Genomic DNA, 23580 nt, shown 5'->3' on the forward strand with positions numbered 1-23580 from the left:
ACAGTTCCAGACGTGGAGCGCGTGCTCGATCACGGAGGCCACACTGGCGGGAGCGCCGACCGGGAGCGGATGCTCCTGCGCCGGTACCACGAGCATGGGGACACCCGTGCGCGGGACACCCTGGCGGAGGAGATGCTGCCGCTCGCGCGGGCGCTCGCCGGCCGCTACGCGGGCCGCGGCGAGCCGCTCGACGACCTCGTCCAGGTCGCCTGCGTCGGCATCATGAAGGCGATCGAGGGGTTCGACCTCTCGCGCGAGGTGCGGTTCTCCTCGTACGCCACGCCGACGGTGCTCGGCGAGATCAAGCGCCACTTCCGCGACAAGACGTGGGCCGTGCGCGTCCCGCGCGGCACGCAGGAGCTGCAGCTGAAGGTCGCCAAGGCGCGCGACGAGCTGACCAACCAGCTCGGCCGCTCGCCCACGGTGCAGGAGCTCGCGAACGCGATCGACGCGCCGTTCGAGGAGGTCCTGTCGACGATCCAGAGCGCCGACGCGCGGCGCGCGCGGTCGTTCGACGAGCCGATCGGCGAGGACGCCACGCTGGCGGACTCGATCGGGTCGAGCGACCCGGAGCTGGGGCGCGCGGAGATCCGCGTGCTGATCGACGGCGCGCTCGACGTGCTGACGGCGCGCGACCGGGAGATCCTGCGGCTGCGCTTCGAGGAGGACCTCACGCAGACCGAGATCTCGCGGCACATCGGGGTGTCGCAGATGCAGGTCTCGCGGCTCATCCGGCAGGCGCTCGCGCGGCTGCGGATGAACATCGAGCGGTCCGACCGGGCCGTCGACGCGGCCTGAGCGGCGCGCGGGCGCGCCGCGCGGCTACCAGTCGGCGCTCGTCGTGACCGGCGGGCGCGGCACGGGGACGACCTTCGCGTCCTGCAGGCGGTGCTCGGACGGCGCGGTCTTGGGCGGGGTCGGGGTCGGGGTCGCGGCGGGGGTGGGGGACGAAGCCATGTTCTCCATGTTCCTCAGGGACGTCGAAGCTCCTGTGCAGGAACCCCTGAGGCGCATCAAGGTTTCGTGAAGGGATCGTGAGGGTGGATACGGTCGGACGTAGCCATGCCGCTTCGCCGCCCGCCACTGGGGTTCGGGATCCTCGCCGCGGTCGCCTCGATCGCGCTGACGACCGCGATCGTCTACCCGCTCAAGACCGTCGCCGCGGCGATCTCGCTCGGCGTCGTCTACCTGCTCGCGGTGCTGCTCGTGGCGGCCTTCTGGGGCGTCTGGCTCGGCGTGGCGACGGCGGTGGGGAGCGCGCTGGCGTTCAACTTCTTCCACATCGAGCCGACCGGCCGCTTCACGATCGCCGACGGGGAGAACTGGGTCGCGCTCGCGGTGCTCGTCGTCGCCTCGGTGGTCGTGTCGTGGCTGGCCGAGGCGGCGCGGACGCGGGCGCTGGAGGCCGAGCAGCGACGGCGGGAAGCCGACCTGGCGGCCGAGATGGCGCGCATCCTGCTGCGCGGCGACGACCTCAGCTCCGCCCTGCCGGTCGCGGCCGCGCGCCTGTCGGCCGCCCTCGAGCTCCCCTCGGCGGCCATCACCACCTCGCCGTCGTCCGGCGACGACCGGCGCCTGGCGTTCCCGCTCCGCGACGGGTCGTCGCAGCTCGGCACGCTGCTGGTGCCGTCCGACCTCCCCGAGCCGGTCCTCCGCCGGCTGCAAGAGCGCGTCGTGCCGTCGCTCGAGGCGCTCCTCGCGGCAGCCCTCGAACGCGAGGCGCTGCTCGCCGACACCGTCGAGACCCGCGCGCTCCGCCGCTCCGACGTGCTGAAGACCGCGCTGCTGCGCGCGGTCTCGCACGACCTGCGCACGCCGCTGACCGCGATCCTCACGTCGGTCGAGCCGCTCTCCTCCGACACGCTCTCGCCGGAGGACCGCCGCGAGCTCGCCGCGGGCGTGGGGGAGGAGGCGTCGCGGCTCGCGCGGCTCATCGACCAGCTCCTCGACCTGTCGCGGCTGGAGGCCCACGCGGCCGAGCCGCGCGTCGACTGGTGCTCGGTCGACGAGGTGCTGCGGGTCGCGATGGACGACCTCGGCGCCCGCGGGTCGTTCACGGTCGCGATCGCCGACGACCTGCCGCTCGTGCGCGCCGACGCCGCCCAGCTCGAGCGGGCGTTCGCGAACCTGCTGGAGAACAGCGTCCGCCACGGCGCGGGTCACCCGGTCAGCGTCCGCGCGCGGGAGGTCAACGGGCGCGTGCTCGTGCGGATCGTCGACCGCGGCCCGGGCATCCCGCCGGCGCAGCTCGGCCGCGTCTTCGAGCCGTTCTACCGCTCCGGCACCGACGCCACGGGCCACCGCGGCAGCGGCCTCGGGCTCGCGATCGCGCGCGGGTTCGTCGAGGTGAACGGCGGGCGCCTGTGGGCCGAGTCGCTGCCCGGGCAGGGGACGAGCTTCGTCGTCGAGCTGCCGCTGACGCCCGCGCCGGCCGCCGCCGCGCCGGAGCCGACCGCCGCATGAGCGAGCGCCAGCGGGTGCTCGTCGTCGACGACGAGCCGCAGATCCTCCGTGCGCTGCGCATCGTCCTGCGGGACGCGGGCTTCGACGTGCTGCCGGCGGCGACGGTGCAGGAGGCCCTGGACGCCGCCGCGCTCCAGGCCCCGGACGCGGCGATCGTCGACCTCGTCCTGCCCGACGGCGACGGCATCGGCGTCACGCGCTCCCTGCGCGAGTGGTCCGGCGCGCCGATCCTCGTGCTCAGCGCGGTGGGGGACGAGGAGCAGAAGGTGCGCGCGCTGGAGGCCGGCGCGGACGACTACGTCACCAAGCCCTTCTCGCCGCGCGAGCTCGTCGCCCGCCTGCGCGCCGCGCTGCGCCGCGCCCAGCCCGAGCGCGACGACCCCGTCCTGCGCGCCGACGGCCTCGCGCTCGACCTCGCGGCCCACACCGTCGAGGTCGCCGGCGCGCCCGTGCACCTCACGCCGATCGAGTTCCGCCTCCTGACGGCGCTGATGCGCAACCGCGGACGGCTGCTGACGCACCGCGCGCTCCTCACCGAGGTCTGGGGCCTCGCCTACGCCGACGACGTCGCGACCCTCCGCACCCACCTCGCGAACCTCCGCCGCAAGCTCGGCCCCGCCGCCGCCCTCATCCGCACCGAGCCCGGCGTCGGATACCGCTTCGCCGCCTGACGATCGACGTGTTGGTCCCGGTATGCGGGACCAAGACGTCGATCGCCTTCACGGGCCTTGACGGGATCTTGATGGTCTCGCGCGAATGCGTGATGTCCGCCTGACACGCGCGGCGGAGAGTCGGGGCATGGACCTGATCTCCCTTGCGCTCGGCCTCGCGGCGTTCGCGCTGTTCCTCGCCCTGATCGAGGGGCTGGAGGCGGTATGAGCGCGCTCGACGGTGTGGTGCTCGCGATCTCGGGCCTCGTGGCGATCTACCTGCTCTACGCGCTGCTGCGCGGTGAGGAGCTCTAGATGACCGCCGCTGGATGGATCCAGATCGCCCTCTTCATCGCGGTGCTCACCGCGCTCACGCCGCTGCTCGGCGGCTACCTCGCTCGCGTCTTCAACCGCGAGCCGGTCGCGCTCGACCGCGTGCTGGGGCCGCTCGAGCGCGGCATCTACCGCGTCCTGGGCAGCGCCACGCAGGCCGAGCAGGACTGGAAGCGGTACGCACGCTCGATCCTCGTCTTCAACCTCGCCGGGTTCCTCGCGCTCTACGCGATCCTGCGCACGCAGACGCTCCACCCGTTCAACCCGCAGGGGCTGAGCAGCCCGGCGTGGGACCTGAGCTTCAACACCGCCGCGTCGTTCGTCACCAACACGAACTGGCAGTACTACGCGGGCGAGACCACCCTCACGTACTTCAGCCAGATGGCCGGGCTGGCGGTGCAGAACTTCCTCAGCGCGGCGGTCGGCATCGCGGTCGTCGCCGCGGTCATCCGCGGGTTCGCGCGCCGCAGCACGAGCGACCTCGGCAACGCGTACGTCGATCTCACGCGCGTGACGCTCTACGTGCTGCTGCCGATCAGCGTCGTCGCCGCGCTCTTCCTCGTCAGCCAGGGCGCGATCCAGAACCTCGACGCCTACAGGACCGTCGACACGCTGGTCGGCGGCACCGAGCAGACCCTGGCGATGGGCCCCGCGGCCAGCCAGGAGGCGATCAAGATGCTCGGCACGAACGGCGGCGGCTTCTTCAACGTCAACGCGTCGATGCCGTTCTCCAACCCGAGCGGCCTGACGAACGTCGTGCTGATGCTGCTGATCCTGCTCATCCCGGCGGCGCTCACGAACACGTTCGGCCGGATGGTCGGCAGCCGCCGCCAGGGCTGGGCGATCTACGCCGCGATGTCGGTCATGTTCATCGCCGGCGTCGTGATCGTGTACGTCGCCGAGTCGCACGGCACGCCCGCGATGCACGCGGCCGGGCTCGACGGCGCGAACCTCGAGGGCAAGGAGACCCGGTTCGGGATCGGCTCCTCGAGCCTCTTCGCGGTCGTCACCACGGTGGCGAGCTGCGGCGCGGTGAACGCCGCGATGGAGTCGCTCACCGGCATCGGCGGGGCGATCCCGCTCGCGAACATGATGACCGGCGAGGTGATCTTCGGCGGCGTCGGCTCCGGCCTGTACGGGATGCTGCTCTTCGTCCTGCTCGCCGTGTTCCTGGCGGGCCTGATGGTCGGCCGCACGCCCGAGTACCTGGGCAAGAAGATCGGCGCGCGCGAGATCAAGCTCGTCGCGGTCGGAACGCTCGCGGTGCCGCTGATCGTGCTCGCCCTGACGGCGGTCGCGATCGCCACGACGTACGGGCGCGCCTCGATCTTCGACACCGGCCCTCAGGGCTTCAGCGAGACGCTCTACGCGTACACGTCGCAGGCGAACAACAACGGCTCGGCGTTCGCCGGCTACACCGGCGTGACGTTCGCGAACGTCGTCGGCGGGCTCGCGATGCTCTTCGGGCGCTTCCTCCCGATGATCGCCGCGCTCGCGGTCGCCGGCGCGCTCGGCAGCAAGCGGGTCACCCCTGCGGGCCCGGGCACGATGCGCACCGACACGCCGACGTTCGTCGTCCTGCTGATCGGCAGCGTGATCCTCGTCGCGCTCCTCACCTTCGTCCCCGCGCTCCTCCTCGGACCGATCGCGCAGGGCCTCACCGACCACCTCTTCTAGGAGCATCGCATGCTCAAGGACCTCAAGGCGGCCGTCGTCGCGGTGCTCGTCTTCACCGTGCTCTGCGGCCTCGCCTACCCGCTCGCCATCACCGGCGCCGCGCAGGTGATCATGCCCGGCAAGGCCAACGGCTCGCTCGTCCGCGACGCCGGCGGCAAGACCGTCGGCTCGCGCCTGATCGGCCAGGACTTCAGCGGCCGCGACGACCTCTTCCAGTCGCGCCCGTCCGTCACCGGCTACAGCGCCTCTGCGACGTACTTCAACAACCGCGGGCCGAACCAGGCGACCCTGGCGGTGCAGCAGCGGCGGTTCGCGCTCGACTACGCCGAGCGCGAGGGGATCGCCGTCCGCGACGTCCCCGCCGACGCCGCGACCACCAGCGCCTCGGGCGTCGACCCGCAGATCAGCGTCGAGAACGCGCGGATCCAGGCGCGGCGGGTGTCGCGTGAGTCGGGCATCCCGCTCGACCGCGTGAACGCGCTGATCGACGACCACACCGACGGCCGCGGCCTCGGCGTGTTCGGCGAGCCCGGCGTGAACGTGCTCGAGCTCAACCTGGCCGTGGAGGCCGCGCGATGAACGTCCAGTGGAGCGCCGTCCTGACCGAGGCCGCGCGCAAGCTCGACCCCCGCATCATGGCCCGCAACCCGGTCATGTTCGTGGTGGAGATCGCCGCGGTGCTCGCGACGGTCCTGATCGTCGCCGGCGACGGCGACCAGCCCGCCTGGTTCACCGCGACCGTCGCGCTGTGGCTGTGGCTGACCGTGCTCTTCGGCAACCTCGCGGAGGCCGTCGCCGAGGGGCGCGGCAAGGCGCAGGCCGCGACGCTCCGCGCGATGCGCACCACCACCACGGCGCGCATGACGGACGGCAGCGTGCGCGCTGCCAGCGACCTGCGCCGCGGCGACACGGTGGTCGTCGAGGCCGGTGACGTGATCCCCGGCGACGGCACGGTCGTCGAGGGCATCGCGAGCGTCGACGAGTCCGCGATCACCGGGGAGTCCGCGCCGGTCATCCGCGAGGCGGGCGGCGACCGCTCCGCCGTGACGGGCGGCACGAGGGTGCTGAGCGACCGCATCGTGGTCGAGATCACGCAGGAGCCGGGGCAGTCGTTCCTGGACCGGATGATCGGCCTCGTCGAGGGCGCCGCCCGGCGCAAGACCCCGAACGAGATCGCGCTGGGCATCCTGCTCAGCGGCCTGACGCTGATCTTCCTCACCGTCGTCGTCGCGCTGCGCCCGTTCGCCGACTTCGCCGGCACGGACGCGTCGACCGCGACGCTCATCGCCCTCCTCGTGGCGCTCATCCCGACGACGATCGGCGCGCTGCTCAGCGCGATCGGCATCGCGGGCATGGACCGCCTCGTGCGCCGCAACGTGCTCGCGCTCAGCGGCCGCGCGGTGGAGGCGTCCGGCGACGTGGACGTGCTGCTGCTCGACAAGACGGGCACGATCACGCTCGGCAACCGCCAGGCCGCGAAGTTCATCCCGATGCCGGGCGTGAGCGAGGGCGACCTGGCGGAGGCGGCGCAGCTCTCCTCGCTGGCCGACGAGACGCCCGAGGGCCGCTCGATCGTCGTGCTCGCCAAGCAGTACGGGCTGCGTGAGCGGGAGCTGGCGGCGGGCGAGGCGAGCTTCGTGCCCTTCACCGCCCAGACGCGGATGAGCGGCGTCGACGTGAACGGCACCCGCCTGCGCAAGGGTGCCGGCGACGCGGTGCTGCGCTGGGTCGAGGCCGAGGGCGGCCAAGCGCCGCCGGAGCTGCGCACGGAGCTCGACCGCATCGGCCGCGAGGGCGGCACGCCGCTCGCCGTCGCCCGCGACGAGCAGGTGCTCGGCGTGATCGAGCTGCGCGACGTGGTCAAGGAGGGCATGAAGGCCCGGTTCGACCAGCTCCGCGCGATGGGCATCCGCACCGTCATGGTCACCGGCGACAACCGGCTGACCGCGGAGGCGATCGCCAAGGAGGCCGGCGTCGACGACTTCCTGGCCGAGGCGACGCCCGAGCGCAAGCTCGAGCTGATCCGCGCCGAGCAGGAGCAGGGCCGGCTGGTCGCGATGACCGGCGACGGCACGAACGACGCGCCCGCGCTCGCGCAGGCCGACGTCGGCGTGGCGATGAACACGGGCACCCAGGCCGCGCGCGAGGCGGGGAACATGGTCGACCTGGACTCCAACCCGACGAAGCTCATCGAGATCGTCGAGGTCGGCAAGCAGCTCCTGATCACCCGCGGGGCGCTGACGACGTTCTCGATCGCCAACGACGTCGCGAAGTACTTCGCGATCCTCCCGGCGATCTTCGCGTTCACGTACGCCACGGCCCCCGGCGAGCGCGGCCCGCTCGACGACCTGAACGTCATGGGGCTCGGGACGCCCGAGTCGGCGATCATCTCCGCGATCGTGTTCAACGCGCTCGTCATCCCGGCGCTCGTGCCGCTGGCCCTGCGGGGCGTGAAGTACAAGCCGGTGGGCGCGACCGCGCTGCTGCGGCGCAACCTGCTGATCTACGGGCTCGGCGGCCTCGTCGCGCCGTTCGTCGGGATCAAGCTGATCGACCTCGTCGTCCACAACCTCCTGGGGGCGTAGGCGCAGGCAGGTGCGTGAGCGCGGCCACTACAAGGTCTTCCTCGGCATGGCGGCCGGGGTCGGGAAGACGTACCGGATGCTCCAGGAGGGCCACGCGGCCGCCGCCGACGGCCGCGACGTGGTGATCGGCGTCGTCGAGACCCACGGGCGCGCGGAGACGGCGGCGCTCGTCGAAGGGCTGGAGCTGGTGCCGCGGCGGTCGGTCGACTACCGCGGCACCGCGCTGTCCGAGATGGACCTCCCGGCGCTGCTGGCCCGGGCGCCCGAGCTGTGCCTGGTCGACGAGCTCGCCCACACCAACGCGCCCGGCGTCGAGCACCTCAAGCGCTACGAGGACATCGCCGACCTGCTCGCGGCCGGCATCGACGTGCACGCGACGGTCAACGTCCAGCACCTCGAGTCGCTCAACGACAGCGTCCACGAGCTGACCGGCGTGCGCGTGCGGGAGACCGTGCCGGACGCGGAGCTGGGGCTGGCCGACGAGGTCGTGCTGATCGACCTGACGCCCGAGGCGCTCATCCAGCGCCTGCGCGAGGGGCGCGTCTACCCGCAGGCGCGCGTGCCCGCGGCGCTCGGCGGGTTCTTCAAGATCGAGAACCTGCAGGCGCTGCGGGAGGTCGCGCTGCGGCAGGTCGCCGAGGACGTCGAGGCCAAGCGGCTGGTCCGCGCGTCGCTCGACGCGCGCGAGGAGCGCCTGTTCGGCGGCGGCCCGGCCGACGCGCCGAAGGCGATCGCCGAGCGGCTGCTGGCGCTGGCCAAGCTCGATGCCAGCTCCGAGCGCGTGGTCCGGCGCGCCTGGCGCTCGGCGCAGCGGCTCTCCACCGACCTCGACATCCTCGTCGTGCGCCCGCCGGGGGAGGGGACGGCCGCCGAGCGCGAGCAGCTCGAGAGCCTGCGCCGCATCGCCGCCGTGCTCGGCGCGACGCTGCTCGTGGAGGAGGGCGACGACGTGGCCGCCGTCGCCGTCCGCGTCGCCCGCGAGCGCGGCACGACCTACGTCTTCCTCGGCAGCCCGACGCCGCGCCGCGGCCTCGGCCGGCTCGCCGAGCCGCTCCCGCTCCGCCTCGCGCGCGAGCTGCCCGCGGTCGACGTCCGGCTGGTGTCGGACCGCGGCGCCTCGGGTTGAGCGACAGGAGCGGCGGCGCGCCAGCCGGAGGGGTCGGTGGTGGAGTCGTGAGCGATTCGCTCAAGCCGCTGAGCAGAGGCGCCGACACGGACGGGGTGACTGCAGCTCACCGGATCGCGGTGCAGTGCTGGAACGTGGCCGTCGCCGGCGGCTTCGTCGCGCTGCTCGTGCTGTCCGGCCACGAGGTCGGGCTCGGGTTCGACGCGGTCGCCGCGCAGTGGGTCCAGTCGGCGCTCTGCCTGCTGATCGCGGGCCGCGCCGGCCTCCACGCGTGGCGAGCGCGCAGCGCGGCGTCGGGACTGCTGGCCGGCGGGACGCTCGCGTGGGCGCTCGGCTCCGTGTACTTCACGGTCGCCCTCACCGCCGATCCGACGCCGTCGTTCCCGTCGCCCGCCGACGCGCTGTGGCTCCTGTGCCCGGTGCTCGTGTACGCCGGAGCGGTGCTCGTCATCCGCACGCACGTCGCCGGCCGCGACGCCGCGCTGTGGCTCGACGGCCTCGTCGCGTCGCTCGTCGCCGCCGCGGTGGGCGCGGCGATCGTCGTCCCGATCGTGGACCGCGGGAGCCTGGACACGCTCGCCGTCGCGACCAACGTCGCGTACCCGCTGCTCGACGTGCTGCTGCTCGGGGTCGTCGCCGGCGGCTGGGCGCTCACCCGCGCGCAGGCGTCGACGACGTGGCGCTGGCTCGCCGCCGGCATCGTCGTGCTCACGGTCACCGACGTCGAGTTCATGCTCGTCGTCGCGACGGACAACTTCGTGGTCGGCGGCATCGACGACCTGGGCTGGCCACTGGCACTGCTCTGCTTCGGCCGCGCCGCGCGCGCCGCCGCGCAGGTCGCGGTCCCCGCCCGCCGCCGGGTCGTCGTCCGCGGCGTCCCGGCCGTCGCGTTCCTCTGCGCCGCCGTCGCGGTGGCGCTGCTCCTCTTCGACCACTGGGTCCGGCTCGACGCCGTGACGATCGTCCTCGCCGGTGTCGCGGTCCTCCTCGCCGCCCTGCGCACCGCGCTGACCCTGCGCGCCAACGCCCGGCTGCTCGACACCGAGCGCCAGGCGCTCACCGACGAGCTGACCGGCCTGGGCAACCGCCGCCGCCTGCTGCGTGACCTCGGCCGCGCGAAGGTCGCGACGCTCGCGCTGTTCGACCTCGACGGCTTCAAGACCTACAACGACGCCTACGGCCATCCCGCCGGCGACGCGCTGCTCAGCGCGCTCGGCGCCCGGCTGGCCGACGCGACCCGCGGCCACGGCCGCGCGTACCGGCTCGGCGGCGACGAGTTCTGCGTGGTCGTTGACGCGGTCGGCGTCGACCATGCGCTGGTGCTCGACCGCGCGCTCGAGGCGCTCAAGCAGGAGGGCGACGGCTTCGCGGTCGGCGCGTCGTACGGCACGGTCAAGGTGCCGGAGGAGGCCGTGCGGCCCGAGGACGCGCTCCAGCTCGCCGACACGCGCATGTACGCGCAGAAGGACGCGCGCCGCTCCTCGACCCGCCGCCAGAGCCGCGACCTGCTGCTCCAGCTCCTGCACGAGCAGCAGCCAGACCTGGAGGAGCACTCCGGCGACGTCGGCGACCTCGTCGCGGCGGTCGGCGCGCGGCTCGGGCTCGACGAGGAGGCGCTCGACCACGCGCGCCACGCCGCCGAGCTGCACGACGTCGGGAAGGTCGCGATCCCCGCGTCGATCCTGCGCAAGCCCGGTCCGCTCGACGACGAGGAGTGGGCGCTGATGAAGCGCCACACGGTCATCGGCGAGCGCATCCTCGCCGCGGTGCCCGCGCTGGTGCCGGTCGGGCGGATCGTCCGCGCGACGCACGAGCGGTGGGACGGCGGCGGCTACCCGGACGGCCTGCGCGGTGAGCAGATCCCGCTCGCGGCGCGCGTCATCGCCGTGTGCGACACGTTCCACGCGATCACCACCGACCGCCCGTACCGCACGGGCAAGCCCGACGCCGACGCGCTGGCCGAGCTGCGCCGCTGCGCCGGCACGCAGTTCGACCCGGCCGTCGTCGAGGCGTTCGCGCAGGAGCTGGCGGCGGACGGCGCGCCGGGCGACCCCGACGCGCCGCGCCCGGACGGCGCGCACGCGCAGATCGCCCCGACCGTCGCGCCGATGCGCGTCGCGCCCGCGGGCGCCGTGGCCAGCGCCGCGGCGGGGGAGCTCGCCCAGCTCGCGCAGCTGCGCGGCCTGCTCCAGGTCACCGAGCTGGCGCGCCACGGCGCGGACGTCAGCGAGGTGCTGGAGGCCGTCGGCCGCACGATCTCGACGTCGCTCGGCTTCCGCGTCGTCTCGATCAACCTCCTGCGCCCCGCGTGGGACGACTTCGTCTGCACCGCGGTCGAGGGGCCTGAGGAGGTCCGCGAGTTGCTGCTCGGCAAGGCCCGCAACGCCGCGTCGTGGGAGCCGTTCCTCGCGCCGCGCTTCGCCCGCGGCCGCACCTTCTTCGTCCGCGCCGGCGAGGTCGAGTTCGAGGACGACGAGGACGAGGCGTGGCACGTCCCGGACATCGAGGCGCGCGACGACGACCCGAACGCCTGGCACCCCGACGACGTCCTGTTCGTCCCGCTCCGCGCGACCGACGGCGCGATCGTCGGGATGGTCAGCGTCGACGAGCCCGTCTGGGGCCGGCGCCCGACCGACGCCGAGCTCGAGGTCCTCGCCGCCGTCTGCGACCACGCGGCGCTCGCGGTCGACGCGGCCCGCACCCGCGCTGACGACCGCGCCTGGCGCGGCACCCGGGAGGCCGGCGCGCGCCTGGCCGCCAGGCTCGGCGCCGCGCCCGACGCGCCCGCGGCCGCCGCCGCTCTGCGCGACGCGGTCCGCGACACGCTCGGGTTCGCGGTCGCCGACGTCGAGCTGGTCGACGGCCCGGCGACGGCCGACGCGCTGGAGGAGCAGCTCGCCGCCGGGCTCGCGGAGGCCGGCACCGTCCTGCTCGCAGGCCCGGCCGCCCAGCGCGTCCGCGAGCGCCGGCTGCTCACGAGCGGCGACCGCAACGGCCGCGGCCCGCGCGCCTGGCAGGACCACCTGCTGGCCGTGCCGGTCCGCGGGCCGGGCGACGCGCTGCTCGCCGTCCTGTGGGTGAGCGGCCCGGCGGACCGGCTGCTCCCCTCGGACTCGGCGCGCAGCGCGCTGCGGTGGCTGGCGGCGCAGGCCGCGGTCGCGCTCGCCCAGCTCGGCAGCGGCTCAGCGCTGCCGGACCTGCACGTCGCCTGAGCCGGTCTCGACGTCGATGCTGTGCCGCGCGTCCGGGTCCTGGCGGACCTGCACGTCCTCCTCGCCCGAGCCGGTCTCGGTCCGCACGCGATAGGCCGCGTCCGGGACGACGAGGCCCACGTCGCCCGAGCCGGTCTTGGTGAAGATCGAGCGCGGCGGCGTCCCGTCGGCGACGCTCAGGTCGATGTCGCCCGACCCGCTTCGGGTCTCGATCGCCCGCGCGCGGAGCGGGTCACCGGTCACCTCGCCGGAGCCGGTGCGGACGTCGATCGTCGCCACGTCGACGTCGGCCAGGTCGATGTCGCCGGAGCCGGTCTCCGCGTCGAGGTCGCCGCCGCTCAGGTTCGTGATCGAGATCTCGCCCGAGCCGGTCTCGAGCGTGGCGTCGCCCTCCATGCCGTCGACCTCGATGTCGCCCGAGCCGGTGCGCAGCTCGACCGGCACGCCGCGCGGGACGAACAGGACGTGCTCGGAGCCGCAGGCGTTGGAGACCCAGCCGGGGCACTCGCTCGAGACGACCAGCCGGCCGTTCTCGTTGCGGATGTCGACGTCCGGCCCTCCGAGCAGGCCGCTCCACTCCTTCGTCTCCAGCACGGTGTCGCGGCCGCTGCCGGGACGCACGGTGATCTCGCCCGAGTCGGTCTCGAGCTGCACCGTCCGCACCGCGCCGAGCGAGCGGGTGGAGGACGTCTCGTCCTTGGCGAGCTCGTCGAGGCCCAGCAGCGCCGTCCACGCGACCGTGAAGAACGCCAGCAGCGCGAGGAGGATGAGCCCGGCGTTGCGCAGGCTCGGCGGCGTGGTGTACGGCGGGGGCTGCTGCTCCTTGCCGGGGGCCGGCGGGGCGGGCTCGGTCTGGGTCGCCATGGCGGTCACACTCCGAGGTAGGTCAGGACGGCGAGCACGCGGCGGTGCAGCACGTCGGACTGGGGCAGGTCGAGCTTGCGGAAGACGGCGGCGCTGTGCTTCTCCACCGCCCGCGTCGTGACGCCGAGGCGGTCGGCGATCGCGACGTTGGCGTGGCCCTCGGCCATCAGGGCGAGCACCTCGCGCTCGCGGCGCGTCAGCTCGCCGAGACGGTCGACGCCGGCGGGGCGCTGGACCATCAGCAGCTGCGAGACGACCTCGGGGTCGAGCGCCGTGCCGCCCTGCGCGACGCGCCGGGCCGCGTCGATGAACTCGTCCACGTCCGCGACGCGCTCCTTGAGCAGGTAGCCGACGCCCTCGGTGCCGCTCGCGAGCAGCTCCGATGCGTAGCGCTGCTCGACGTACTGGCTGAAGATGAGGATCCCCATTCGGTCCCCGCCCACCCCGGAGCGGCGGATCGCGAGCGCCGCGCGCACGCCCTCGTCGCTCTGGTTCGGCGGCATCCGCACGTCCACGATCGCGAGGTCGGGGCGGTGCTGGGCGACCGCGTCCTCCAGCGACGGCCCGTCGCCGACCAGCCCGACGACCTCCTCACCGGCGTCGGTGAGCAGCGAGGCGAGCCCCTCGCGCAGGAGGACCTGGTCCTCGGCGATGACGACGCGCATGTCAGGCCTCCTGACGCGCGGTGGGGGCGGGGAAGACGGCACTGATCGTCGTGCCGTTGCCGGGCGGGGAGGTGACGAGCAGCTCCCCGTCGAGCGCCTCGACGCGCTGGCGCAGGCCCGCGAGGCCGCCGCCGGCGTCGTCGACCGCGCCGCCCGCTCCGTCGTCGGCGACGGTCACGAGCAGCCGGCCGGCATCGTCGTACTTGACGTCGACCAGGGCGCGCTGGGCGCCGGAGTGCTTGCCGACGTTGGTCAGTGCCTCGGCGACCACGAAGTACGCGGCGGTCTCGACGGCCACGCCCGGCCGCGTCGGGACGTCGACCTCGACGGCGACGGGAACCGGGCAGCGGCCGGCCAGGCCGGAGATCGCCGCCTCCAGGCCGCGGTCGGTGAGGATCGACGGGTGGATGCCGCGGACGAGGTCGCGCAGCTCGGCCATCGCGTTCTTGGACTCCTCGAAGGCGCGGTCGATCAGCGGCGCCGCCGCCTCGGGGTCGGTCCGCAGCTTCTGCCGCGCGCGCCCGAGCTCCATCGCGACGTACGCGAGCCGGTGCTGCGCGCCGTCGTGCAGATCGCGCTCGATCCGGCGCAGCGTCTGGTCGGCGGACTCGACGGCGCCCGCGCGGGTGGTCTGGAGCGTCTCGACCCGGTGCTCGAGCTCCTCCCGGCCGTCGGGACCGAGCAGCGCGGCGGCGACCGCCCCGGCCGCGACCCCGAGCGCCTCGGCGAGCAGCGCCGCGATGGCGAGCATGATCAGGCCGCCGAAGGGAGCGGCGACGAGCGCCCACACGGGCAGGTCGCCGAGGTCCGAGCCGTCCGCGACGAGCGGGGCGGCGATCGGCGTGCCGAGCAGCCCGAACGCGAGCGCCCAGGCGGCGGTGGTGACCGCGGCGCCGATCACCGAGACGGGGATCGTGAGCAGCGTCCAGCCCAGCTCCTTCCACGTCGCACGGGTGCGGACGTGGGCGCCGACCTTGTTGAGCAGGCCAGGGCCCTTGGGCGGCTTGAGCGACGGCTTGGCGATCGGGGCGCCGAGCACGAGGGCGGCACGATCGCGCTCCAGGACGGCGACCGAGCGCCACCCGAACATGGTGAGCGCCAGGATCGGCAGGCCGATCAGGAAGACGGGGAGGAGCCCCACGCCGAGCGCGAGCCCGGTCGGGAGGACGACCGCGACGACCGTGGCGACGATCGTGCCGCCGTAGAAGTACGTCGTCGCGAGGAGGGAGCGGCGGAGGTGGACTGCGAGCACGACCAGGACACTAAGCCCCGGTCCGGCACCTCACGTTGGAGGAATCCAGCGTCCGCGGGGTGGTGCTGCCACCACCCCGCGATCGTGGAAGCTCGTCAGCCCGCCTGGACCTCGCCGGTCGCCGCGACCGGCTCGCCCGACTCGGTCGTCTCGCGCTCGCCCGCGGCGGCGCCGGTCTGCGCCTCCTCGGTGTCGTAGCCGAGCTCGCCCGTGGCCGTGCTGTCCGCCCACTGGTACAGGAGCGGGACCTGGTAGTACGAGCTGTTCAGCGCGCGGAAGCGGCTGAACTCCGGCCCGTACCAGAAGAGCTCGAACTGCTTCTTGTCCTCGAACGCGAGGACCTGCAGGAACTTGTACCGGTCGTCGCGGTAGCGGAAGACCGTGTAGCTCGTCGCCCCGTGGCGCAGGGCCACCGGCGAGAACTCGTTCAGCGCCTGCTCGAGCTTGTCGGCACGCAACCCCGTCGCGTACCAGGGGATGTGGACACTGCCTGCCATGTCTTAGGCACCAACCTCTGCCCGGATCGCGCCGGGCCCGTCTTCGGTCTTGCCCTCGCCTTCCTTCTCGGCTCCGACCAGGATCGAGATCTTGCCGAGGTGCTTGTTCTCGTGCATGAGCTGGTGCGCCTTGGCGACGTCCTCGAAGGGCATCGTCTTCCAGAGTACGGGCTGGATCTGCCCGGTCTCGATCAGGTGGTTGGCCTTGAGGCACTCCCACGCGTTCGCGAAGTGCGAGCCGACGATCTCCTTCTGGCGCATCCAGAGGTAGCGGACGTCGAAGTCGAGCTGGTAGCCGGACGTCGCGCCGCAGATCACGACCTTGCCGAACGGCTTCACGCAGAGCACGGACGTGGGGAACGTCGCCTTGCCGACGTGCTCGAAGACCACGTCCGGCGGGCTGCCGAAGATCTCCTTGACGCGCTTGGAGAACGCGCGCGAGACCTTGAAGCGCTCCTTCTCCTCCTCGGGCGTCTCGTTGCCCGTGCGCATCATGCCCTTGAACTCGTTGCGGTCGATGTAGTCGACCGCGCCGAGGCGCTTGACGAGCTCGCCCTTCTCAGCGCTGGAGACGACGCCGATCGACTCGGCGCCCGCCGCCTTCGCGAGCTGGATCGCGAAGACGCCCAGACCGCCCGCGGCGCCCCAGACCAGGACCTTGTCGCCGGCCTGGATCCGCGCGCGCTCCATGAGCATCCGGTACGCGGTGAAGTACGTGAGGCCGTAGGACGCGGCCTCCTCCCAGGTGAGGTTCTTCGGCTTGGGGAGGAGCTGCTGCGCCTGGACCTTCGTGAACTGCGCGAAGGAGCCCCAGGTGGTCTCGTAGCCCCAGATCCGCTGTGACGGCGCGGCCATCGGGTCGAGGCCGTGGACCTCGGGATCCTCGTACGAGGCCTGGTTGCAGTGGATGACGACCTCGTCGCCGACGTTCCACCGGGTGACGCCCTCGCCGACCTTCCACACGATGCCGGACGCGTCCGAGCCGCCGATGTGGTGGCCGTACTCGGGGTGGTCGCCGGAGCGGAAGATGGAGATCGGCTGCCCGAGCGCCGCCCAGACGTTGTTGAAGTTGACGCCCGCCGCCATGACGCGGACGATCACTTCGAACGCGCCAGGCTCCGGTACCTCGATCTCCTCCACCTGGAACGCGTCGAGCGGTTCGCCCTCGCGCTCCTGCCGGATGACCCATGCTGCCATGGTCTTGGGCAGCTCGCCCGGCTCGGTGTCGATGCTGGAGACTTGACTGAGATCAACGGCCACTGGTTTCGTGTCCTTCTTCGCTGAGCGAGGAGTGGGCGCAGACCTTACCCAGCCAGGCGCCGCGAGGGCCCCGCCACGCGCGGCGCCGGGCCGCTACGGCTGCAGGAGGTCGTTCTGCGCGGACGGGCGCTCGTCGCCCACGCGCAGGCGGGTGTCCGCGATCGAACGGCGGTCGACCGCGACGCGGTACGTGCCGGTCTTCAGGTCGGCCTTCAGGGACGCGGTGTCGCCCGGGTTGATCGGGCCCGAGCTCTGGGCGATGCCGGGCTCGTCGCCGCCGATCTCGTCCGTCTCGAGCGTGACCTCGCGGGCCGCGTCGGTCTGGTTGGTGACGATGAGCGTGATCGGGCCCGCGCCGAAGGAGCGGGGCGATACGGACACACGCTCGTCGCTGATGGCCGCGCTGATCACGATGGGAGCCGGCGGGCGCGGCTCGTTCGCGTAGTCGTCGTCCTCGCTGCCGCATCCGGCGATCAGCAGCGCCGCCCCGGCGACCGTCAATGCTCGATGGATCTTCCGCATCCTCTCCACGCGCGCGGGCCTTCGAAGCCCGCGACCCGGGCGAACCCTACTGAACACACGCGTCCATGCGCGACACGGACGCTCCACCTTCCGGGACGACGGTGTCCATGTCGTCCGAACCCGACCCGTACAAGTGTTCGCATGGACCTGCTGGACCACCCGCTCGCGACGGCCGAGTTCCTGGTCGTCGACACGGAGACGAACGGGAAGGCCGGCGACCTCTGCGAGCTGACCGAGATCGGCGCGGTGCTCGTCGGCGGGGGCGAGCTGCACGACCGGTGGGAGACGCTCGTGGGCGTCCGCGCGCCGCTGTCGCGCGGCATCCAGCGCTTCACCGGCATCACGCAGCAGATGGTCGACGAGGCGCCGGCGGCCGAGCTCGTCCTGCCCGACCTGCTCGAGCAGCTCGACGGGCGCGTGCTGGTCGGGCACAACGTCGCGTTCGACAAGCGCGTCCTCGCGCAGGCGTGCGAGCGCGCTGAGCTGGAGTGGCCCTCGCCGCCGTCGATCTGCACGGTGGCGCTCGCGCGCCGGTTCGCGCCGCTCGTCTCGCAGCGCAAGCTCTCGCTGCTGGCGCCCGCGCTCGGGATCGACGTCGAGGTCTCGCACCGCGCGCTGGCCGACGCGGAGACGACCGCGCGGGTGCTGTGCGCGCTCCTGCCCAAGCTGTGCGCGAACGCGATGACGATCCGCGACGCGCTCCAGGCGATCCGCCCGTCCAAGCGCAAGACGCAGCGGCCGAAGCTCAAGAAGCCGGCGGTGCTGGAGCGGCCCGACCTCAAGGACCTGCCGGACACGCCCGGCGTCTACATCTTCCGCAACGAGTCCGGCCAGCCGCTCTACGTCGGCAAGTCGGTGAAGCTGCGCACGCGCGCGCGGGCGCACTTCGCGCCGTCCAACGAGGGCGGCGACTGGCAGACGCAGGCGGCGATCGTCGATCACCGCGCGACGCAGTCCGAGCTCGGCGCGCTCGTGCTCGAGAACCGCCTCATCAAGGCGCTGCGCCCGCCCGGCAACGTCAAGCTCAAGCACAACGACCGCTACGTCTACCTGCGCTGCCGGTTCGACATCGCGTACCCGGTGCTGGAGATCGCGCCCGAGCCCGCCGCCGGGCACGCGGTCAACGTCGGGCCGCTGTCGTCGCGCTCGGCGGCGATCGAGCTCAAGGAGCAGCTCGACTCGCTCTTCGGCCTGCGCCACTGCCAGCGCTCGCTGCCGCGCCGGTACTCGCCGTCGATCTACGGCCAGATGGGCAAGTGCCTCTCGCCGTGCCTCGGCGACCTCGATCCGAACCTGTACCGCCGGCGCCTGGACGAGGCGCTCGCGCTGTTCACCGGCGATGGTGACGGCGGAGCGGCGCTGCTCCGGCACGTGGACGGCCAGATGCGCGCGGCGTCGGCGTCCAGGCAGTACGAGCGCGCGGCGTGGCTGCGGCGCAGGCGCAAACGGCTGAGCGTGCTGCTGGAGCGGCTCGGCCCGCTCGTGCGCGCGGCGCACACGCACCCGCGGATGTTCGTGGTGCCCGGGCCCGAGGGTGCCGACGTCTTCTGGCTGGTCGGCGGCCGGGTGGCGGACTGGGGCGCCGCCGGGCCGGACGTGGTGGAGCGGACCGAGCGCGCGCTGGCCGCGCGCGTGGAGCCGTACGTCCCGCCGGACGAGGTCGACGAGCTGCGGATCGTGTCCACCTGGGTCGCCGCGAAGGAGCCTGCGACGCTGGAGCTGGCGCGGTGGCCGGGAGCGCACGCGATCGAGCGGTTCGTCTCCCGCGCGAGCGGGGACATGAGCATCGCTGTGAGCGCTCGACGAATGTCTGATTCCGGTTCAGCGCTCCAGCACTCCACAATCTGAGCGCCGGCTGACGCGGCCTGGACGGATCCAGGCGCGGGCCGGCACCCCGGAGAAGACGAGGATCACGGATGAACCAGGGCCACGGCGACCCGCCGGCGGACGTGCGAGCGTTCCTGCCGCGACCGGGCGAACCCGTCCAGCAGTACGCGGAGCGTCTCCGTGCGCTGCACCGTGATCTCACGCTCGTGCTCGAAGCGGTCGAGCGCGGACTGGCGACAGCGAGGCGGATCGAGGGGGAGGAGGTGCCCGCGTCGGAGCCGGACGCGGGTGAGGAGCCCCCTCGCTGGCGCCGCTCGGAGGCGCCGCGCGCGGAGGACGAGCCGCGCGCGGCCGCCCCGGGGGACGTCGAGATCCGCTCGGACGTGCCCGACGAGCTCGCCGACCCGTGGGACGAGGGGCCCGTCGAGATCCACCCCGTCGCCGCGCAGCCGCCCGCCGAGGCCTCGGACGACGTCGCGCGCACCCGCTCGCCCCGCCCGGCGGTCCCCCGCATCGAGGTACGGCCCGCGCCGTCCGGCGAGCGCCGCCGCGACGACGCCGACACGCGCCGGCCCGAGCCGGTGGACGCACCCGCGCCCGCGCCCGCGGACGCCCGCGCGCGCGAGGAACCGCCGCGCCCTGCCCGATTCCCGCCGCGACCGTCCGCCGCGGCGACCTCGGGCGCGGCGCGCGAGCCGGAATGGGTGGAGGGCGAGCACGGCGCCGCGCCGCACGCCGCCGCCTCCGCGCCGGTTGCCTCCCCACGGCACGCCCTCCCCGCGGCGCCCGCGCCCTCCCCGCTCTCACCCCTCGTGGTCGGCGGCCTGGTCGCCGGCTGGGTGACGGCGGTCGCGCTGCTGCTGGCGCTGCTGCTCGGCTAGGAGAAGGGCAGCTCGACGACCGTCGCGGTCGTCCCGCCGTCCGGCTCGCCGACCGCCAGCGTCGCGCCCGGCTCGGCCTCGCGACGCACGAGCGCCAGTGCGATCGTTCCCCCGAGCCGCTCGGACTCGACGACCGTGCCGAGCCGCCCGACGACCTTCTCGCCCAGACGCAGCTCGTCGCCCGTCGACGCGGGGCCGGACAGCCGCAGCCCGCGCAGGTGGCGGTTCGGCTTGCCCTTGTAGAAGAGGCGCGCGACGGTCTCCTGGCCGACGTAGCACCCCTTCGTGAAGCTCACGGCGCGGTCGTTCAGGCCGGCCTCCTGCGGGATCGTCGCGTCGTCGAGCTCGACCCCGTACCGCGGCCGGCCCTGCTCCACGCGCACGACCTCCGCGGCGGCCTCGGACACCCGCACGGCGCCCGCCTCCTCCAGCGCGCCGACGACGGCGACCGTGTCCTCGGCGAGGCAGAGCACGTCGACGCCGACGTCCGTGACGATCAGGCGCACGTCGCGCCCGCCCAGGACCGCCGGCACGTGCGTGTGCTCGGGGGCGTCGGCGGGGAGCTCCGCGGCGCCGGCGAGCACCTCGCGCACGCGCGGGCCGACCAGCGACAGCAGCCCGCGCTGGAGCGTGCGCTTGTGCAGCTCGACGTCGAACCCGACCTTGTAGCGGCGGATCATGTCGAACAGCGCCTGCAGCGCGACGCGCTCGGTGTCGAGGAGCACGCCCTCGTCGCCGGCGTCCAGGACCCGGACGTCGCCGAGCATCTTGCCCTTGTGCGTGAGGAACGCGGCGTAGACGCCCTCGCCGGGGGACAGCTTCTCGATCTCGTTCGTCACCTGGCCGTTGAGGAACGCCTTGGCGTCCGGGCCGGTGAGGGCGAGCTTGCCGCGCTCGGAGCGGTCCACGAGCGCGCAGCCCTCGACGAGCACCTGGTGCTCGGAGGACGCTGACACGGTGACTGCCACGAGGTCGAGGGTACTGTTCATGGGAGCATGGCCCTCGCCGACACCTTCAACGAGATCGTCGGGTCCCTCCCGGACGACTGGACGGACCTCGAGCTCGACCTGCGCATCCACGACGAGACCCGCTACGTCGAGGCCTCGACGTACCTCGTCGTCGTCAACGCCCAGCCGTACTCCAAGCACGACTGGCACTGGCGGATCCTCGTCGCCCACCGCTTCGGCCACGCCGCGGCCGTCCCGGCGGTCCACGCCACGCTGAAGATGCTCGACGACGTCGAGATCAGCGGCGAGCTCGCCGTCCGCGGCGTCCGCGAGGGCCGCGCCGAGGTCGTCCCGATGTGGGGCCGCCCCGAGTCGGTGCGGCAGGAGTTCCGCAAGATCCGCGCGCAGTAGGGCGGCTCAAGCCGCCCGGCTGACGGCCGATCAGCGCGGGGTGCATGCCGCATCGCCGCCCCGCGCTCCTCACCCTCCTCACCGTCCTTCTCGTGACCCTCGCCGCCGCGCCGGCCGCGCACGCGTTCCGGCTCCCGCTGAGCCTCGGGCCGCAGGCGAACAACCCCGCCGAGACGCTCGCGCACCTGCCGATGGACGCGCCGGAGTACGACGGCGCGCGGCGCTGCGACCCGAAGGCCAAGCAGGGCGTCGTGCGGCTGACGACGTGGCTGCAGCGCAACGCGCGCGGCCAGTTCTGGGGTTCGTACCGCTGTGAGAAGTGGGGCAGGGGCCAGGCGTCGCTGCACGCCGAGAACCGCGCCATCGACTGGCACCTGAACGCGTTCGACGCGACCGACTCCCGCGCGGCGCGCAAGCTCATCCGGCTCCTCCTCGCGCCCGACTCGACCGGCGCGCCGCACGCGCTCGCGCGCCGGATGGGGATCGAGGAGCTCATCTGGGACTGCTCGTACTGGGGCGCGGGGATGGACCAGTTCCGCCCGTACTCCGCGTGCCTGAACAAGCACGGCGACGTGCGCCGGCGCGTCAACCGCACGATCGCCCACCGCGACCACATCCACATCGGGATGAGCAAGCGCGGGGCGGCCGGGCGGACCAGCTTCTGGCGCCGTTAGCGCGGCAACTCACCCGATCGGTGGGTTCTGCGGAGGAGGCGCGCAGCTCCCCGCTCCGATGGGGTATCCCCGACGGAGATGCCCCGCTTCGCACGCCTCCCCCTGATCGCCCTCGCCGTGGTGCTGCTCACCGCCACCGCCGTCGCCTACGCCGGCACCAAGCGCGGGACCTCGAGAGCCGACACGCTCGTCGGCACCGACCAGCGCGACCGCCTCTACGGCTTCGGCAACCGCGACACGATCTCCGGCCGCGCGGGGGACGACCTCCTCGACGGCGGCTCGAACCGCGACAAGATCGACGGCGAAGACGGCAACGACACGATCCGCGGCGACCAAGGCACCGACACGATCGTCGGCGGCCCGGGCAACGACAGCATCGACGCGGCGAGCGGCAACGACGACATCGACGCTGGCGACGGCGACGACAGCGCGTTCGGCGGCCCCAACGCCGACCGGCTCCGCGGTGGGCTCGGCAACGACATCGTCGAGGGCCAGACCGGCTCGGACCAGATCGACGGCGGCGACGGCAACGACGCGATCGAGGGCGGCAGCGGCAGCGACCGGCTGTTCGGCTCCGCGGGCTTCGACCGCCTCGGCGGCGGCGCGGCGCAGGACCAGATGTCCGGCGGCGACGGCAACGACCTGATGGCGGGCAACACCGGCGACGACACGATCGACGGCGGCCTTGGCAACGACACTGCGATCGGCGACAGCGGCAACGACGTCGTCGGCGGCGGTGCGAACGACGACCGGCTCGACGGCGGCGACGGCGACGACCGCGTCGACGGCGGCGAGGGCAACGACTTCGTGGTGGAGGAGCGCTTCGGCGACGACATCTCCATCGCCGGCGGCCCGGGTGACGACTACGTCCACTCCAACCGCGGCCGCGACAAGCTCGCCGACGGCGGCCCCGGTAACGACGTCGTGCTCGGCGGCTCGGGCCCCGACCGCGTCGAGGGCGGCGAGGGCAACGACATCCTCCTCGGCGGCACCTCGCCCGACGACCTGTTCGGCGGGCCCGGCGACGACCAGATCTACGGCGGCACCGCGCCCGACGACATCGACTGCGGCGAGGGCAACGACGTCGCGTACGTCGAGGGCGGCTACGAGGCGCAGGGCCGCGGGCCGAACACGATCACCGGCTGCGAGCAGGTGATCCAGACCGACCCGAGCGCGGCGCCGGGCAACGAGGCGTTCGACGGGCTCAACGGCGGGTTCCACCCGGGCAAGGCCGCGGGCGGCGAGGAGGGCCTGCGCATCCTCGACGACATCGCCAAGAAGCAGGAGTCGCGCCGGCGCGTCGGCGACAACGGCGCGGACATGTTCAACGGCAACGACGAGCCGGAGATCCTGATCGGCAACGGCGGCGGCGACCTGATGCGCGGCAACGGCGGCGACGACGACCTCGACGGAGGCCCCGGCAACGACCGGATGCTCGGCGGCGCGGGCCTCGACCTGCTCTTCGGCCGCACCGGCGACGACGAGATCCACGGCGACGACGGCGACGACGAGATGACCGGCGACCGCGGTGACGACGAGCTGTACGGCGGCAACGGCAACGACACGATCGCCGGCGGCTTCGGCGTCGATCGCGTCTTCGGCGGCAGCGGCAACGACCGCATCGCGGTCAACGGCGGCTCGCGCGACGTCGTCGACTGCGGCCCGGGCTTCGACCGCGTCAGCCGCGACCGGCGCGACCGCACGCGCAACTGCGAGGTCGTGGAATAGCGGCCG

Annotated in this window: 22 protein-coding genes; 14 read left to right on the plus strand and 8 right to left on the minus strand. The window is 73.5% G+C overall.

The genetic code is table 11. From position 1 onward, the window contains the following. Nucleotides 1-21 precede the first annotated feature (21 nt). Complete coding sequence (locus AC1UE5_RS02430; RefSeq protein ID WP_482920468.1) at nt 22-798, plus strand: SigB/SigF/SigG family RNA polymerase sigma factor; 777 nt, start codon at nt 22-24, stop codon at nt 796-798. 24 nt (nt 799-822) lie between these two features. On the opposite strand, the gene AC1UE5_RS02435 is transcribed toward AC1UE5_RS02430, so the two are convergent. Further along, nucleotides 823-957, minus strand: a complete 135-nt coding sequence (locus AC1UE5_RS02435; RefSeq protein ID WP_482920469.1) for a hypothetical protein — start codon at nt 955-957, stop codon at nt 823-825. Between the two features lie 105 nt (nt 958-1062). Here AC1UE5_RS02435 and AC1UE5_RS02440 point away from each other — a divergent pair, with 105 nt between their 5' ends. The 8 genes from AC1UE5_RS02440 to AC1UE5_RS02475 all read left to right on the plus strand — a co-directional run bounded on the left by AC1UE5_RS02440 (nt 1063) and on the right by AC1UE5_RS02475 (nt 12046). Next, nucleotides 1063-2463, plus strand: coding sequence for a sensor histidine kinase (locus AC1UE5_RS02440; RefSeq protein WP_482920470.1), 1401 nt, complete (start codon nt 1063-1065; stop codon nt 2461-2463). Continuing rightward, on the plus strand, nt 2460-3134 hold the full coding sequence (locus AC1UE5_RS02445; RefSeq protein ID WP_482920471.1) for a response regulator transcription factor: 675 nt from the start codon (nt 2460-2462) through the stop codon (nt 3132-3134). Before AC1UE5_RS02440 ends, AC1UE5_RS02445 begins: the two co-directional genes overlap by 4 nt. An 85-nt stretch (nt 3135-3219) precedes the next feature. Further along, a complete protein-coding gene (locus AC1UE5_RS02450) occupies nt 3220-3342 on the plus strand; it encodes a hypothetical protein (protein WP_482920472.1) in 123 nt (40 codons plus the stop codon). Nucleotides 3343-3428: 86 nt separating this feature from the next. After that, entirely contained in the window at nt 3429-5123 is a 1695-nt protein-coding gene (kdpA, locus tag AC1UE5_RS02455; RefSeq protein ID WP_482920473.1) for a potassium-transporting ATPase subunit KdpA, read from the plus strand. Between the two features lie 9 nt (nt 5124-5132). Continuing rightward, nucleotides 5133-5702: a potassium-transporting ATPase subunit C gene (locus AC1UE5_RS02460; RefSeq protein WP_482920474.1), complete on the plus strand. Its 570-nt coding sequence runs from the start codon at nt 5133-5135 to the stop codon at nt 5700-5702. Further along, on the plus strand, nt 5699-7708 hold the full coding sequence (gene kdpB, locus AC1UE5_RS02465; RefSeq protein ID WP_482920475.1) for a potassium-transporting ATPase subunit KdpB: 2010 nt from the start codon (nt 5699-5701) through the stop codon (nt 7706-7708). The genes AC1UE5_RS02460 and kdpB overlap by 4 nt, the downstream gene beginning before the upstream one ends. A 10-nt stretch (nt 7709-7718) precedes the next feature. Beyond that, nucleotides 7719-8834: a histidine kinase gene (locus AC1UE5_RS02470; RefSeq protein WP_482920476.1), complete on the plus strand. Its 1116-nt coding sequence runs from the start codon at nt 7719-7721 to the stop codon at nt 8832-8834. Between the two features lie 47 nt (nt 8835-8881). Beyond that, the gene (locus AC1UE5_RS02475; protein ID WP_482920477.1) at nt 8882-12046 is read left to right on the plus strand and encodes a bifunctional diguanylate cyclase/phosphohydrolase; all 3165 of its coding nucleotides are present in this window, start codon (nt 8882-8884) and stop codon (nt 12044-12046) included. Here AC1UE5_RS02475 and AC1UE5_RS02480 read toward each other — a convergent pair. From AC1UE5_RS02480 to AC1UE5_RS02505, 6 genes are all read right to left on the minus strand, one after another. Next, on the minus strand, nt 12017-12910 hold the full coding sequence (locus AC1UE5_RS02480) for a DUF4097 family beta strand repeat-containing protein (RefSeq protein ID WP_482920478.1): 894 nt from the start codon (nt 12908-12910) through the stop codon (nt 12017-12019). The genes AC1UE5_RS02475 and AC1UE5_RS02480 overlap by 30 nt on opposite strands. Nucleotides 12911-12915: 5 nt before the next feature. Then, on the minus strand, nt 12916-13575 hold the full coding sequence (locus AC1UE5_RS02485) for a response regulator transcription factor (RefSeq protein WP_482920479.1): 660 nt from the start codon (nt 13573-13575) through the stop codon (nt 12916-12918). A 1-nt stretch (nt 13576) separates the two neighbouring features. Then, nucleotides 13577-14827 carry a sensor histidine kinase gene (locus tag AC1UE5_RS02490; protein ID WP_482920480.1) on the minus strand — a complete coding sequence of 417 codons (1251 nt, stop codon included), beginning with the start codon at nt 14825-14827 and terminating at the stop codon, nt 13577-13579. Between the two features lie 95 nt (nt 14828-14922). Then, nucleotides 14923-15324 carry a hypothetical protein gene (locus AC1UE5_RS02495; RefSeq protein ID WP_482920481.1) on the minus strand — a complete coding sequence of 134 codons (402 nt, stop codon included), beginning with the start codon at nt 15322-15324 and terminating at the stop codon, nt 14923-14925. Nucleotides 15325-15327: 3 nt separating this feature from the next. Then, nucleotides 15328-16521 carry a crotonyl-CoA carboxylase/reductase gene (gene ccrA, locus AC1UE5_RS02500; RefSeq protein WP_482920482.1) on the minus strand — a complete coding sequence of 398 codons (1194 nt, stop codon included), beginning with the start codon at nt 16519-16521 and terminating at the stop codon, nt 15328-15330. A 156-nt stretch (nt 16522-16677) separates the two neighbouring features. Next, on the minus strand, nt 16678-17085 hold the full coding sequence (locus tag AC1UE5_RS02505) for a hypothetical protein (protein ID WP_482920483.1): 408 nt from the start codon (nt 17083-17085) through the stop codon (nt 16678-16680). 162 nt (nt 17086-17247) lie between these two features. On the opposite strand from AC1UE5_RS02505, the gene AC1UE5_RS02510 reads away from it, so the two are divergent. Together AC1UE5_RS02510 and AC1UE5_RS02515 are read left to right on the plus strand one after the other, a co-directional pair. Then, the gene (locus AC1UE5_RS02510) at nt 17248-18954 is read left to right on the plus strand and encodes an exonuclease domain-containing protein (protein ID WP_482920484.1); all 1707 of its coding nucleotides are present in this window, start codon (nt 17248-17250) and stop codon (nt 18952-18954) included. A gap of 68 nt (nt 18955-19022) precedes the next feature. Beyond that, nucleotides 19023-19814, plus strand: coding sequence for a hypothetical protein (locus tag AC1UE5_RS02515; protein WP_482920485.1), 792 nt, complete (start codon nt 19023-19025; stop codon nt 19812-19814). On the opposite strand, the gene ygfZ is transcribed toward AC1UE5_RS02515, so the two are convergent. Next, nucleotides 19811-20782 (minus strand): CAF17-like 4Fe-4S cluster assembly/insertion protein YgfZ, encoded by a 972-nt coding sequence (ygfZ, locus tag AC1UE5_RS02520; protein WP_482920486.1) that lies wholly within the window; start codon nt 20780-20782, stop codon nt 19811-19813. The two genes, AC1UE5_RS02515 and ygfZ, sit on opposite strands and share 4 nt — an antisense overlap. A 27-nt stretch (nt 20783-20809) precedes the next feature. Here ygfZ and AC1UE5_RS02525 point away from each other — a divergent pair, with 27 nt between their 5' ends. The 3 genes from AC1UE5_RS02525 to AC1UE5_RS02535 all read left to right on the plus strand — a co-directional run bounded on the left by AC1UE5_RS02525 (nt 20810) and on the right by AC1UE5_RS02535 (nt 23574). After that, nucleotides 20810-21172 (plus strand): hypothetical protein, encoded by a 363-nt coding sequence (locus AC1UE5_RS02525; protein WP_482920487.1) that lies wholly within the window; start codon nt 20810-20812, stop codon nt 21170-21172. Between the two features lie 44 nt (nt 21173-21216). Then, complete coding sequence (locus AC1UE5_RS02530) at nt 21217-21846, plus strand: hypothetical protein (protein WP_482920488.1); 630 nt, start codon at nt 21217-21219, stop codon at nt 21844-21846. A gap of 78 nt (nt 21847-21924) precedes the next feature. Next, nucleotides 21925-23574: a calcium-binding protein gene (locus tag AC1UE5_RS02535; RefSeq protein WP_482920489.1), complete on the plus strand. Its 1650-nt coding sequence runs from the start codon at nt 21925-21927 to the stop codon at nt 23572-23574. Nucleotides 23575-23580 lie beyond the last annotated feature (6 nt).

It is taken from the genome of Parviterribacter multiflagellatus (genome assembly GCF_056863265.1).

Excerpts from the sequence above, each read along its gene's own strand:
- AC1UE5_RS02435 (WP_482920469.1), bottom strand. The coding sequence starts at position 957 with ATGGCTTCGTCCCCCACCCCCGCCGCGACCCCGACCCCGACCCCGCCC.
- AC1UE5_RS02440 (WP_482920470.1), top strand. The coding sequence starts at position 1,063 with ATGCCGCTTCGCCGCCCGCCACTGGGGTTCGGGATCCTCGCCGCGGTC.
- AC1UE5_RS02445 (WP_482920471.1), top strand. The coding sequence starts at position 2,460 with ATGAGCGAGCGCCAGCGGGTGCTCGTCGTCGACGACGAGCCGCAGATC.
- AC1UE5_RS02450 (WP_482920472.1), top strand. The coding sequence starts at position 3,220 with ATGCGTGATGTCCGCCTGACACGCGCGGCGGAGAGTCGGGGCATGGAC.
- kdpA (WP_482920473.1), top strand. The coding sequence starts at position 3,429 with ATGACCGCCGCTGGATGGATCCAGATCGCCCTCTTCATCGCGGTGCTC.
- AC1UE5_RS02460 (WP_482920474.1), top strand. The coding sequence starts at position 5,133 with ATGCTCAAGGACCTCAAGGCGGCCGTCGTCGCGGTGCTCGTCTTCACC.
- kdpB (WP_482920475.1), top strand. The coding sequence starts at position 5,699 with ATGAACGTCCAGTGGAGCGCCGTCCTGACCGAGGCCGCGCGCAAGCTC.
- AC1UE5_RS02480 (WP_482920478.1), bottom strand. The coding sequence starts at position 12,910 with ATGGCGACCCAGACCGAGCCCGCCCCGCCGGCCCCCGGCAAGGAGCAG.
- AC1UE5_RS02485 (WP_482920479.1), bottom strand. The coding sequence starts at position 13,575 with ATGCGCGTCGTCATCGCCGAGGACCAGGTCCTCCTGCGCGAGGGGCTC.
- AC1UE5_RS02495 (WP_482920481.1), bottom strand. The coding sequence starts at position 15,324 with ATGGCAGGCAGTGTCCACATCCCCTGGTACGCGACGGGGTTGCGTGCC.
- ccrA (WP_482920482.1), bottom strand. The coding sequence starts at position 16,521 with ATGGCAGCATGGGTCATCCGGCAGGAGCGCGAGGGCGAACCGCTCGAC.
- AC1UE5_RS02510 (WP_482920484.1), top strand. The coding sequence starts at position 17,248 with ATGGACCTGCTGGACCACCCGCTCGCGACGGCCGAGTTCCTGGTCGTC.
- AC1UE5_RS02515 (WP_482920485.1), top strand. The coding sequence starts at position 19,023 with ATGAACCAGGGCCACGGCGACCCGCCGGCGGACGTGCGAGCGTTCCTG.
- AC1UE5_RS02525 (WP_482920487.1), top strand. The coding sequence starts at position 20,810 with ATGGCCCTCGCCGACACCTTCAACGAGATCGTCGGGTCCCTCCCGGAC.
- AC1UE5_RS02530 (WP_482920488.1), top strand. The coding sequence starts at position 21,217 with ATGCCGCATCGCCGCCCCGCGCTCCTCACCCTCCTCACCGTCCTTCTC.
- AC1UE5_RS02535 (WP_482920489.1), top strand. The coding sequence starts at position 21,925 with ATGCCCCGCTTCGCACGCCTCCCCCTGATCGCCCTCGCCGTGGTGCTG.